We start from the raw sequence: 12,749 nt of genomic DNA, 5'->3' as shown, positions 1-12,749 counted from the left end.
TCATCGACGAGACTGAGAAGTCCGTAGGACAGTAGCGCCTGCGGGCTTTTTCTCTGCCCGAATGCAGTTCCGGTGCCGACGGTCATAAGCCTGTCACCTGGGGAGACCCTAGTGGCTGCTGGGTGGTTGTTCGCCATCTCCACGACGCTCGTTGCCGGTGTGCGATTTGGCCGGCATCGCCCCTCGCGGTGCCAGGTGCAACCAGGATCGGGGCACCTGCTCGAGCCCATCGGCGTAGGCCGCGGCCAGCAACAACCCCGCGGTCCTGCGCATCCCCACCATCCGGACTTCATCGAACCGCTCCTGCGCTGCCCAACACTTCGCCTCGGCCGCCACCTCCTCGAAACCGGGAATCCACCGACCGTCGATCCGCGCGGCGAGGGCATGCGAGAAGTGCCGCGGCGGCGATACCAGGAGTAACTGCCCCTCGGGAAGGACCGGGCAGATCGACTCGTCGTCGACCGGCGCCACCGTGCCGAATCGCACCCACGGCGGCCTGGGCCACGACAGCCGGTTTGTCGAGGTCGGAGTGGCCATCCCGCTCCGGGAACGATGTATCAAGCACAGCGGCGACGTAGCACAGCCGACACACGCGGCTGCAGTTGACGAGGTCGACAAATCCGCGACGACGGCACTGCGCGACTTGAGAATTCGTACGCACCCACACCTTGCAGGGTGCGCACCGTCCGTCCGCACCACAGACACCCCATCCATGACACACACGGCATTCGCCGCCACCAGGCCTCATGGGCATCGCTCGGTCATCCAGTGGGTTCACACCGGCGGTAGCGGTCGAGGACCGCGGCGCCCCCGCTGAGGAGTCGGACGGACCTGGGGCCCACTGGCAGCAGGAGTGCGCAGGCCGCCCTCGGCGGTGATCTCACTCTGGTCGGTTCCCGTCCCGGAGACCGGCTGGGGCTCGAGCAGGTCCGCCCTAGTGCAATCCAGCGCTGCGCAGATCAGATCGAGTTCGTCGAGCCGGACCGAGATCGGCTTCTTGCTCCACAAATGGGCAACCTTGCTCAGCGACGGCTCGAATCCGACCTCAATCGAACCTGCGCGCACTCCGGCACCGGTCCAGTCCTTCCGTTAGGGGACCTGCCGTCTCTGCAGGTCAAAACCCTATTCTGCCGGGATCAGTCGTCGGTCGGACGAATCGTCATCACTCCGCCGGCCGGCTATCGGCGGCCCGTACCCTTGCCCCCATGTCCGCTGATCCAGGCAGCATCTGCGCCGACGGCCACCAGGCGCTGCCGAACCCGGCCGCACAGGATGCTTCGGCGGATCCCCACATCATCACAGCCGCGGCCGTACCGGAACGGACATCGAGCTGCGGATTCACACGTCCATCGCGCCGTTCGACGTCGCGGCCGAGTAGGGGTTCCCGCGGCTACCGGGTTCGCCGTCACGGTCATCGTGCACATCGTCGACGCCGAGACGGGCCAGTCACGCTACTGCCACCCGCGGAACCCGCCGAGTGGGCGCGCGCGATCTTCTCCACCGTCGACACCACGCACGGCTACTCCTCGCGCCGTCGACCCGGACACCGGCACACGCCACCGCCCGCCGCGGGCAAACACCTCATACCTTGGCGGTATCGCCGTGTGTCGAGCTCTTGACGCTGGCCTATGAAGCCCTTTGCTCACCGGGTCCGAATCCGGTTCGGCGAGTGGGGAGCGTTTGATTCGGCGTCGCGGATTGGTATTCCTGCTCAACTATCCACGCCGCGATCTGACTTCGGGAGTTGAAGCCAAGTTTGGTAAGAATATGTTCGACGTGGCCTTGAGCGGTACGTTGCGAGATCACCAGTTCGGAGGCGATTGCCCTGTTGGTCATCCCCTTCGAAACCAGGTACGCGACCTGCCTTTCTCTTCGTGTCAGCGTCGTGTCAGAACATGCGAGGCCCTGGTTGGTCGTTTGAGTCTCGCCGAGAGCGAAGGCGACAGCGTCGGCGACACACGTATCCGATCCGTTGGAATACGCTGCCTCGAAAGCTCGATCGCCAAGTGCACGTCTTGCCTGCTGCTCGCAGCGCGCGTGGTGTGGGAGTAGCTGTGGGGAGACGATGCATGCTCCGCCGACCCCGTGCGCCGCTCCAAGGAGGAGCGCCGCTCGGCGAGCGTCTCGATTCCGGCCAGAGATCCACGCTGAAATCTCCAGGCAACCAGCGACGCCCAGACGGTCGTTAACGACAGAAGCGGATCGCAAGCAGTCTTTGACCATGCTGTCCGCTCGTGCGAGGTCGCCGTGTTGGAAGGTTGTCAAGGCTGCGATCCATTGGATCCACCGACGGTAGGTCTCTGTTCCACGAGTGTCGCCTATTTCCGAGATGCAGCGTAGGCACAGTTGTACACGTGCTATGTCACCCGACAGTCCGCTCGCGAGCGCAAGTCCGAGCCACGCCCAAACTTGCTTTAAGGGTGCTTCATGGTTTCGGCTGACCGATACGGCTTTGTCGAAGAACATTTGGGCCTGGGAGAAATGGCCTCGCAGGATGGCGTGACATCCTGCGGCATAGAAGTCGAGCAGCCCCACGTGCTCATCAGCTGCGTGTGCGCTGTGCTTCATCCCATCGTCGATGAGTGCTCTCGCTGCCAACAGATCACCTTGCAGAGCGGCGAGGACACCTGCAGCATAGAGTCCTTCGATCCGGTCAGCGCTTGGGTGGCCGTGTGCTCCGTCCAACATCCTGGTGAACCATTGTCGTCCCTCCCCCAGCATGCCCTGAGCACACCAGAACGGGTATAGCGCAACGGCAATTCGCAAACCTGTGTCCCGTTCGGCGCCGTCTTGTCCGGTGCCACAGTGTTCGAGTGCGGCTCGTAGGTTCGGCTGTTCCGCCTCCAACCGGGCGATCCAGTCGACTTGGTGACGACTGATCCACTCACTGTTCGCTTGATTTACCAGTCGGGCATACCAATCGCGGTGCAGCCGGCGCAGCGATTGATATTCGGTGTCGTCCTGCAGCTGTTCTCTTCCGTAGTCGCGTAGGGTTCCAAGTAGGCGGTACCGCGCTGTGGCACCGTGGTCCTCTCTGATGAGGATTGACTTGTCGATTAGCGAGGCGATGAGGTCGAGCACCTCGTCCGCGGCGAGGTTGCCGGCGCAAATCCCCTCGGCTGCGTCAAGGTCGAAGCTTTCCTCGAAGACCGACAGTCTTGCCCAGAGCGCCCGTTCCTCAGCGGAACATAGGTCGCGAGTCCAATCGATAGACCGCCGCAATGTCTGTTGGCGTGCGGGCGCACCCGTCGTACCTACCGACAGCAGGCTGTAGGGGTCGGGCAGCTTCTGCAGGATCTGTTCGACAGACATTGCCCTCAGCCGAATCGCGGCCAGTTCGATCGCTAGTGGGATCCCGTCGAGTCGACGGCAAATCGCGGATACTGCCCCGTGATTGGCATCAGTGAGGCCGAACTCGGGGACAATAGTTGCTGCCCGTTCCGTGAATAGGGTGATCGCCTCGCACCGTGAGGTGCTGTGCACCGGGCGCTGCAGATCTTCGCTCGGCACTGTCATGGGCGGGACGCGGAATACCGCCTCCCCACCGCTTCCGAGAGCTTGCCTGGTGGTGGTCAGTATCCGTAGTCCTGGGCAACGTCGCAGCAGGAACGCGCACAAGGCGGCTGTCGATGCGATGAATTGATCGCAGCAGTCGAGGATGAGCAGCGCGGTCTTGGGCGCGAGATGCTCCGCAAGTTTCGGGGCGGTATGCTCGTTGTATTCGGCAGGCTTGCCGACGATGTCGGAGACTGCGGCGACGAGCGACGAGCCGTCGGGAATTTCACTGAGGTCAACCAACCAGACACCGTCGTCGAAGGTGCGTAACACCTCCGATGCGACGCGACACGCTAGCCGGGTTTTCCCTATTCCACCAGCCCCGGTGATGGTTACCAGTCGCGTCACTGATAGCAGTCGTTTTGTCTCCGCCAGTTCGCGGCGGCGCCCGACAAAACTGGTCAACTCGTACGGCAGGTTACCCACCCTGCTTTTGCTAGCCGTAGGCATCTCGAGGCCACCGTGCCGAGTGTCCGGTGAAGGGAGAACGACCCGCTATGGCCGCACTCGCGGATCGAGTACCCGAACGCAGATGCTGACGAGGGCTCGGACCACCATTGCGACTTGACGGAGCGTCCAACTCCGACGCCGAGTGTCGAGAGCCGAGCGGATGGCCAGCGGTCGGCAGCTGGTCGGTGGCACTGGTGTAGCGGTCATCGGCGGCGGGGCGCAGTGACAGGCTCGCCTCGACGGCTTCGGGGCCGGTCTGTAGCCGTCGCTGCAGCAGTTCGCCGCACTCGGGGTTACCGGTGGACATCGGAGCGTTCGGCGTCTCGGTGGTGGGCGTTCGAAACGGGGTAGGTTTCTGCGAGTTGCTCACTGCATGTTGGATCGCATTCCAAGTCTTGGACGCTTTGCCAGAGCTTTTGGAGAAATCTCTGCCTAGACATTCCAAATGTCTGGAATATCTCGCCGGAAGGGGCTCCGCCGAAGGGAATCCAGATCTGGGCGAAGCGAAAGATCTCCTGCGCCTCACTCTGACGGTGTCGTCCCTTAGCCCTTCTCTGCCTGAGCTTGTGATAACGAGTCGATCGATAGGGGCGCGTCTGGTCGTCAACCAGCGAGTTCCGGTCCACCCCAGTGGGGGATGAGGGTTGTTTCTGTGAGGGTCCAGCTGTATTCATGGCAATTCCAGGGCTGATGGAGGTTTGAGATCAGTGAACTCTTGGGTGTTGGGAGATCTGTAGGGGATCTCGATCCTTTGAGGCGGAACTAGTGCGAGGCTATGTCGATGAGTACCTTGCCGATGGTGCCTCGTTCGACTGCGGCATGAGCTTCCGCCGTCCGGTCGAGGTCATAGCGTTCGAGCGGTAAGCCGTGTTCGGTACCGACCTTCATTGCGCCGTCAGCGACGGCAGCGTTCACGCTGGCCACGGCGAGTTCCTTCTGGTCGGCGCTCGTCGTATAGGTGTAGGTGAAGCTGATGTGCACGTTCTTGACGAGTAGCCCAAGTGAGGGTGTCCGCAGTGTTTCGCCGTTGACGAATGTGTAGACGCTGATGGTCCCGTTCGGTGCGATCACGCTGACATCAACCTCGAGATTGGCTGCCAGATCGACCTCGACTATTCGTTGCACGCCATCGGGTGCCAGCGCGGCGATGCGTGAGGCGACGTCCTCTGTGCGGTAGTTGACGATGTGGTGAGCGCCTGCGTTGCGGGCAAGCTGCGCTTTTTCCGCACTGCTCACGGTCGTGATGACGGTTGCGCCTGCCCACACGGCCAGTTGAATTGCGGCGTGCCCTACGGCACCCGCTCCGCCGTGCACCAGCACACTGCTGCCTGTGAGTGCGCCCGGATAGAGTCGGCTGGGACCAGCCTCCGCGGAAGTGAGCGTGCGGTACGCGGTCAACGCGGGGATACCGAGCGACGCACCAACGTCGAAGCTGGCGGCCTCCGGAAGTGCCACTGCGTGGCGGGCGGGCACGACCACGTACTCCTGTGCCGTGCCTGATGCCCGACCATAGGCCACATCCCACAGCCACACTCGTTGCCCAACAAAGAATCCTTCGACGTCGTCGGCGAGTGCGTCAATGACTCCGGCTCCGTCCTGGTTCGGAACCTGCTCGTCGAATTTCATGCCTGACGACTGGCCCGATCGGCTGCGCCAATCTGTCGGGTTGACCCCCGACACGACGAGGCGGACACGGACATGGCCGGCCGGTATCTGCGGCATCGCCTTCTCTACCAGCTGCAGAACCTCGGGACCGCCTGTCCGTGTGTAGATAACAGCTTTCATCCTTGTGCTCCTCGAGTCGATCACGATCAATAACGTGGGAGTGAGACGCGGGCGTCGGACACCCGCTCCCGGTGTGCCTGCCTCGGGGAAGCCCGGCCGACTCCGGGCCACCGCTCAGCCAACCGCTACCTTGCGGTTCATCGTCGGCAGGACATCGGTCTCCGCGGCGATGGCACGTGGACTGTGATACTTGCGCAATTCGAAGTTGGCTATTGCGCGCTTGTGCACCTCGTCGGGACCGTCCGCGAGGCGCAGAATGCGTAGGTGCGCGTACGCCATGGCCAACGGGAAGTCGTCGGTGACGCCTCCTCCGCCGTGCACCTGGATGGCACGGTCGACGATCTTCAGGGCGATCTGAGGTGCGGCGACCTTGATTGCCGCGATCTCGGTGCGAGCTGCCTTGTTTCCGACGGTGTCCATGAGGTGCGCGGCCTTGAGCGTGAGCAACCGGATCATCTCGATGTCGATGCGTGCCTCCGCGATCCAGTCCTGAATGTTGCTACGTTCGCTCAGTGGTTGCCCGAAGGTGGTTCGGGATTGGGCACGGGTGCACATCAACTCGAGTGCACGCTCGGCCATACCGATCGACCGCATGCAGTGGTGGATGCGTCCGGGTCCGAGCCGCGCTTGGCTGATCGCGAAGCCCTCGCCCTCACCCTTGAGGACGTCTTTCGAGGGAACTCGCACATCCTTGAAGTCGATCTCGGCATGTCCTTCCCGATCCTGATAGCCGAAGACGGGGAGTCCGCGGAGGACGGTGACCCCGGGAGCGTCGATCGGGACGACCATCATCGTTTGCTGCCGGTGCCTGGCCGCGGTGGGGTCGGTCTTCCCCATCACGATCATCACCTTGCAGTTCTTGTGCAACGCGTTGGAAGCGAACCATTTACGGCCGTTCAGCACATATTCGTCGCCCGCGCGTTCCATGGTCAGTTCGATGTTGGTGGCATCGGAACTCGCCACTGCCGGTTCGGTCATCGCGAACGCCGATGCCATGGTTCCGTCCAGGAGCGGCTTCAGGTATTTTTCCCTGTGCTCGTCGGTTCCGAATAGCTCGAGTACCTCGATGTTGCCGGTGTCGGGTGCGTTGCAGTTGCACGCCTCTGATGCAAGGTGGCTGCGACCCATGATCTCTGCGAGTGGTGCGTATTCCAGATTGCTCAGTCCGGGGCCTGTGCCGGGGTGCGGGTGGAAGAGGTTCCACAGCCCACGTACTCGTGCCTCGGCTTTGAGTTCCTCGAGGATCGGTGGTTGGAAATGGGGGTCTCCCGATTCGCGCATCTGCAGGTCGTAGATGGTCTCGGCGGGGTAGATGTGCGAGTCCATGAATTCGAGTAGGTCGGATTGATACTTCTTTGTACGGTCAGAGAATTCGAAAAGCGACATGTGAGCTCCTGCCCGGTGGTGCGAGTAGTTCGGGGGGTGTTCGTCGAGGCGTGTACTGTGCCGTCGACCTCTGCGGCTCCGCAGGGTGTGGGATTCGGTCTCCCGGCTCATCTCGCGATCTTGATGCCCGCGGCTTCCCGGTCCCAGGTGTCGGGGGTGATGCCCCACTCGCGAAGGGTGGTTTTTTGTATTTTGGCGGTGGGAGTTTTCGGTAGCTCGTCCACCAGCCTGATGTATCGGGGGATCATGTAGTACGCCATTCTCGGTTCGAGGAATCGGATCAGGGCGACGGGGTCGAGTGTGGTGCCGGGGACTGGCGCTACGACTGCCATCACTTCGTCCTCGGAGATTTCGCTGGCGACCGCGATCACGGCCGCCTCGCGGACGTGCGGATGTGCCATGATTTCGGCTTCGACTTCCATCGAGGAGATGTTTTCCCCGCGTCGTCGGATCGCGTCCTTGAGCCGGTCGGCGAAGTAGTAGTTTCCTTCGGCATCCCGTCGCGCGGTGTCGCCAGTGTGGAACCACCCGTTGCGCCAGGCCTTGGCTGTTGCCTCCGGCATCTGGAAGTACCCGTGGTTCATCGCCCAGGGGGCATCGGTGCGGATGATGATTTCGCCGACTTCACCGATGGGTACCTCCCGGTCGGCGTCGTCGACCAGTCTGATCTCGACGCCGGGGCGTGCCTTGCCGCAGGTTCCGTGTTGGGTGGGGTTGGGGCCGGAAATGATCGGTGCCGAGAGCTCGGTCATGTTGTAGATCGTGTAGACGTCGACACCGAATCGTGTGGCGAACGCCGCGATGTCGTCGAGGAGGGGGACGATGAACACCTTGGTCAGCGGATTGTCGGCGTCGTCGTCTCGGGGTGGGCGGCGATCGACGAAGTTGGCCATGACGCCGAGCAGAAACACCATCGTGCTGTGCGTGTCGCGGATTTGGCTCCAGAAGCGTTCGCCGCTGAACCTGTCGACGACGGCGACCGACCCGCCGTTGATCAGCATCGCGTAGAGCAGCGTCGCCCCACCGACGTGGAAGGCCGGCATGTTGATCAGGAAACGGTCGTCGGCCGTCATGATGGGCATCGTTTCCGGTCCGAACATGGCGTACGCCTGCATGTATGAGGACAGGACGCCCTTGGACGGGCCGGTGGTGCCGGATGTGTACAGGATCGCCTGGGTGTGCCAGGGTTCGATCGGTGTGATCGGTTCCGACGGCTCGCCGCCGACCGTTGTCAGTTCGTCGGCCCCGACTATCTGGATTCCGTCGATGGTGGTTCGATCGCCGCCGACCTGGACTGCGAGGCGAACTTTTCCGCGTTCGTCGATCTCGTTCAGCCGCGGCAGCAGTTCCGCGTCGCCGATGACGATTTCCGCATCGGAGTTGGTGAGCACATGCGAGAGGACGCCGCCTCGATAGGCGGTGTTGATCGGCACGAACACCGCACCGAGATAGTTGATTGCGAACCAGAAGCGCAGGACGTCGGGGCCGTTGGGCAACCAACACACGACGTTGTCACCCTGACGGACTCCGATGGACTCCAGTGAGGCCGCTGTCTGTCGTACGTTCTGCAGCAACTCCGACCTGGTCCAGGTCGGGCCCCCGTCGAAGATGACGAACACCTTGTCCGGATCTTCGTTTGCGCGACGTTCGAGCAGGTACCGCAGGACGAGTCTGTCGCGAGGGGGGATTCGTGGATCCGTGGTCACGACTGTTCCTTTCGAAGATAGCGAGTAACGAGAGCTGCAATCAGCAGTACGACGCCGGCGAAGATCGGTTCGATGTAGAACGGCACACCGATCAGCTGCAATCCGGTCGAGCCCACGGCCAGCACCAAGACCGCGAGGATAGTGCCGGTGACGTTGAAGGTGCCCGGTCGGATCGATGTGGCGCCGAGGAAGCAGGCCGCGAAGGCCGGTAGCAGGAACTCGGGGCCAGTGGTGGGGTTGGCCGATCCCAACTTGGAAACCAGCAGGACACCACCGATACCGCACAAAAATCCTGATGCGGCGAACGTCATGATGGTCAAGCGATCCACGCTCAACCCGGATAGCCGTGACGCCTCACTCGAGCCGCCGACCGCGTACAGATACCGCCCCGTCGGGGTCATCCGAAGGACGTACCCCATCACGAGCGCGATCACGATTACCAGGAGGAATGGGATCGGGATGTAGAGGATGGAGCTGCGCCCGATGTCGGTCAGTGTGCTCGGGATGTTGTCGACGATGACCGTTCCGTCGGTGCTCCAGATGACGATTCCTGACAGTAGGGAGCTGACCGCGAGGGTCGCTACGAAGGAGCTGATGCCGATCGTGGCCACCAAGAACCCGTTGACGAACCCGAGCAGGGTCGACAGAACGATCGCGACCGCAATACCTGCGCCGGTCGAGAAACCCAGTTCACTCGTCGCCATCGCAACTGCAATTGACGCCATGCCCATGTTGGCACCGACCGAGAGGTCGTACTGGCCCACGATGAGCGGAAGCATCGCCCCCAGCGCGACCAGAATGAGTACCGCCTCGGATCCGAGGAGGGTTGTGAAGTTTCCCTGGGTCGCGAAGGTTTCAGGTTGCAGCACGGAGAACAGTGCGATGAACGCCAGCAAGATCACGGGTAGGGCCCATTGGGCGGCGCGAACACTCGTCGGGGTCGGCGCTGTGCGCGCGAGCGGACGCGGTTCGACCGTGGAGTCGGCCGAGACCGGTGACGTCGTGGTTTCCGTTGGTGGTGTGTTCATCCCGCGTCCTTCAAGTATGCGAGTTCGACCATTCGATCGACCGTCTTCGATTCGTTTTCGAGTTCTGCCACCAACTGCCCGTCCCGCAGGACCAGCACTCGATGACAGAGTGCGTTCAGGTCCTCGAAATCCGAACTGACCATGATGACGGTGGAGCCGTGTTCGGCGACCCACTGTTCGATCAGGTGGTAAATGTCGCTCTTGGACCCGACGTCGACGCCTTGTGCGGGCTCATCGAGCAGGAGAATGGTGGGGCTGATTTCGATCCACTTGGCCAGCACACCCTTTTGTTGGTTGCCGCCGGAGAGTCGGCCCATCATCTGTGCGGCGTTGCCCGGGCGGATGTCGTACGACCCGATGAGTTCTCGAACGCGCTTCGTCTCGGGTCCCACTTGTATCCGCCCGTACTTCCAGTAGCGGCCGACCGTGAGCAGTGAAAGGTTCTCCGCGACCGTCATGCGCCCGAACACACCGTGGTGGATCCTGTCCTCGGGGACGTGGGCGATTCCAGCCTGGATGGCGCTCGCGGGATGGCGGAAGTCCACGTCCTGGCCGTGGAGTCGAATGCGTCCGCTTTGGCGTTGCTGCGCGCCGAAGAGCAACCGGATGATTTCACTGCGACCCGATCCTTGAAGGCCGGCGATTCCGAGGATCTCGCCTCGGTGCGCGGTGAACGAGACGTCCGACACCCGGGTTGCGGTCAGTCCCTCGACCTCGAGGACCACGTTCGCTCGGGCCTTCGGTGCGGATTCGGGGTACAGCGTGACCAGGTCACGACCGACGATCTTTTGTACCAGTGTGCGTTCGTCGAGGTCGGCGATGTCGAACGTGCCGATCTTCTTGGAGTCGCGGAGCACCGTTACGCGATGGGCGACATCGAAGACTTCCTGCAGGCGGTGGGACACGAAAAGGACCGCCGTTCCCTGCTCTGCGAGACGTCGGATCACCTGGAACAGGGCGTCCACCTCCGACCGGGGCAGAGCGGCCGTGGGCTCGTCCAGCACAATGAGACTTGCGCCGTCCTTCGCGCTCGCCAGTGCCCGTGCGATTGCGATAGTCGCGTGCTCGCTCGCTGACAGTGTCGAGGCCAGCGCGTGCGGTGGGATGTCCTCTCGTCCGAGTATCGCCAGCGCCTCCGTTGTCTTGTTCGCTTGCGTGCGCCACTGGATCCGCCCTCCCTTGGTGGCGAACCCGGCACCGAGGGCCATGTTCTCCATGACGCTGAGGGTCGGCACAATCCCGAAGTCTTGGTGTACGAAGACCAGTCCTCGTTCCACGGCCTGGGCAGCGGTGTACGGGATCGCAAGTCCTTTACCGCGGACGTTCAATTCGGCGCCCCCGTCCGGGGCTTGGTAGCCGGACAGGCATTTGATGAAGGTCGACTTTCCGCATCCATTCTCACCGACAAGTGCGTGAATCTCGCCGGGCTCGAGCGTGAGATCGAAGTCGGTGAGGGCCCGCTGGCCGGGGAAGGTCTTCGAGAATGAGCGGATCTCGACAGCGTGTACTCCGCCTCCGGCCGGGTCCGAGGTCACGAGACGCCCCAGAGTTGGGTGAATGCGGCGGCGGGGTCGCTGTCGCCGAGATAGGTCTCGCCCTCGCCGGGTGCATTGCTCTTGATCACGAGCTTGTCCTTGACGCCCTGGTCGACGGGTTGTTCGCCGGCGAATACCCGGTTGAATTGATCGACGCCCGCGTAGGCGATCCACTTGTACGGCGAGGCCACGGTGCCGGCCTCGACGTCCCCGTCGCGGATCCACTTGACATTGAGGTCGATGGGATCGAAGCCGTATGCGCGTTGGCCATCCTGTACCAGTCCTGCCGATCGCAGTTCAGGAAGTACGAACGTCAGGGGCGCGTCGTACGGCGCGAACAGGGCGTTCCATCCCGGGTTCTTCCGGAGCAGGGCGACGGTCTGTTTGGGCAGTGACGTACTGATGTCTTGGACGAGGAAATTTTGCTGTCCGACCAGTTCACAGCTCGCGCCCGCAGCCTTGCACTCGTCGATGAATTTCACAACACCCTGCTGGCGGCGAATGGTGTTTCCGAACTCGCTGTCTTGCAGCAGGATTGCCTTCAGGTTCGCGCCACTGTCGATGAAGGCCTGGGCAGCGAGCGCGTAACCGTCCCGTTCGTGCTGGGCGGCCGCGGGAAGTTCGTCGACCAACAGTTCCGGCTCGTCGATGCACGAGAAACAGATGGTATCGATACCGGCCTCGTTCGCCGCCTTGAGTGGAGCCTGAATCGTGGAGGAGTCGATCGCGACCGTGAAGATTCCGTCTGCCTTCATGCTGACTGCCCGGTTGACGGCATCGGCCATCTTGGCGGGGTCGCCGGCCGGGTCGATCATGATCGTCTTCCAGCCGATGGCCTGGGCGGCCTCTGCGAACTGATCGACCGCGAACTTACAGCCCTGCGCGGCAGCAGAACACGGGATCGTGACGATCGTCTTGTCTTTGACTGCGGGAGGTCCACTTGTCGGCGCAGTCAGAGGAATCTCGCCCGACGCGGCTTTCGCCACCTGTTCAGCGTGTGTGAGGAAGGCCCTCGCCGACTCGCTATCGCCCGGGCCCGAGCTCGTCCCGCCACCATCGGAACCGCATCCCACCGTCCCGAACACTATGGCGATGGCTCCCACGAGAGCCGCTCTCTTGAACACGTCATTTCCTCCAGTTGGCCGCTAGCCCCCGCCAAAGACCACCCATGCGAGTGGACTGATCAGTACGGTCGCATGAACGGAATCTCGTGTCAAGGGTCACATCTTTTCCGTGAAATCCGTAGACTCTCCCTTGAATGAACGGTACATTTTTTGTGGTCGCGCAACCGTGCGTTCACGAAC

Annotated in this window: 9 protein-coding genes and 1 pseudogene; 1 reads left to right on the top strand and 9 read right to left on the bottom strand. The window is 62.5% G+C overall.

Annotation, left to right across the window (positions count from 1 at the left end; genetic code table 11):
- Positions 1-108: 108 nt before the first annotated feature.
- Positions 109-537 (bottom strand): hypothetical protein, encoded by a 429-nt coding sequence (locus JWS14_RS48045; RefSeq protein WP_206017185.1) that lies wholly within the window; start codon positions 535-537, stop codon positions 109-111.
- Positions 538-774: 237 nt separating this feature from the next.
- Complete coding sequence (locus JWS14_RS48040) at positions 775-1,065, bottom strand: helix-turn-helix domain-containing protein (protein ID WP_206017184.1); 291 nt, start codon at positions 1,063-1,065, stop codon at positions 775-777.
- A 140-nt stretch (positions 1,066-1,205) separates the two neighbouring features.
- Here JWS14_RS48040 and JWS14_RS51025 point away from each other — a divergent pair.
- Positions 1,206-1,590 (top strand): annotated as a pseudogene (locus tag JWS14_RS51025) (N-formylglutamate amidohydrolase); the annotation flags it as partial.
- Between the two features lie 36 nt (positions 1,591-1,626).
- Here the strand turns inward: JWS14_RS51025 and JWS14_RS48035 are convergent.
- The 7 genes from JWS14_RS48035 to JWS14_RS48005 all read right to left on the bottom strand — a co-directional run bounded on the left by JWS14_RS48035 (position 1,627) and on the right by JWS14_RS48005 (position 12,548).
- Positions 1,627-3,981 (bottom strand): LuxR C-terminal-related transcriptional regulator, encoded by a 2,355-nt coding sequence (locus JWS14_RS48035; RefSeq protein ID WP_420855185.1) that lies wholly within the window; start codon positions 3,979-3,981, stop codon positions 1,627-1,629.
- A gap of 786 nt (positions 3,982-4,767) precedes the next feature.
- Positions 4,768-5,790 (bottom strand): NADPH:quinone reductase, encoded by a 1,023-nt coding sequence (locus tag JWS14_RS48030; protein WP_206017325.1) that lies wholly within the window; start codon positions 5,788-5,790, stop codon positions 4,768-4,770.
- Between the two features lie 114 nt (positions 5,791-5,904).
- The gene (locus JWS14_RS48025) at positions 5,905-7,176 is read right to left on the bottom strand and encodes an acyl-CoA dehydrogenase family protein (protein WP_206017182.1); all 1,272 of its coding nucleotides are present in this window, start codon (positions 7,174-7,176) and stop codon (positions 5,905-5,907) included.
- Between the two features lie 107 nt (positions 7,177-7,283).
- The gene (locus JWS14_RS48020; protein ID WP_206017181.1) at positions 7,284-8,882 is read right to left on the bottom strand and encodes an AMP-binding protein; all 1,599 of its coding nucleotides are present in this window, start codon (positions 8,880-8,882) and stop codon (positions 7,284-7,286) included.
- Positions 8,879-9,910 carry an ABC transporter permease gene (locus JWS14_RS48015; RefSeq protein ID WP_206017180.1) on the bottom strand — a complete coding sequence of 344 codons (1,032 nt, stop codon included), beginning with the start codon at positions 9,908-9,910 and terminating at the stop codon, positions 8,879-8,881. The genes JWS14_RS48020 and JWS14_RS48015 overlap by 4 nt, the downstream gene beginning before the upstream one ends.
- The gene (locus JWS14_RS48010) at positions 9,907-11,445 is read right to left on the bottom strand and encodes a sugar ABC transporter ATP-binding protein (RefSeq protein ID WP_206017179.1); all 1,539 of its coding nucleotides are present in this window, start codon (positions 11,443-11,445) and stop codon (positions 9,907-9,909) included. Before JWS14_RS48010 ends, JWS14_RS48015 begins: the two co-directional genes overlap by 4 nt.
- Positions 11,442-12,548, bottom strand: coding sequence for a substrate-binding domain-containing protein (locus JWS14_RS48005; RefSeq protein WP_241031918.1), 1,107 nt, complete (start codon positions 12,546-12,548; stop codon positions 11,442-11,444). The genes JWS14_RS48010 and JWS14_RS48005 overlap by 4 nt, the downstream gene beginning before the upstream one ends.
- Between the last annotated feature and the right edge of the window lie 201 nt (positions 12,549-12,749).

The sequence above is a fragment of the Rhodococcus koreensis genome, assembly GCF_017068375.1.
Taxonomy (GTDB): domain Bacteria; phylum Actinomycetota; class Actinomycetes; order Mycobacteriales; family Mycobacteriaceae; genus Rhodococcus_F; species Rhodococcus_F koreensis.
Note: the sequence above shows the minus strand (reverse complement) of the source record. Positions and strands in the feature narration are given on the sequence as shown.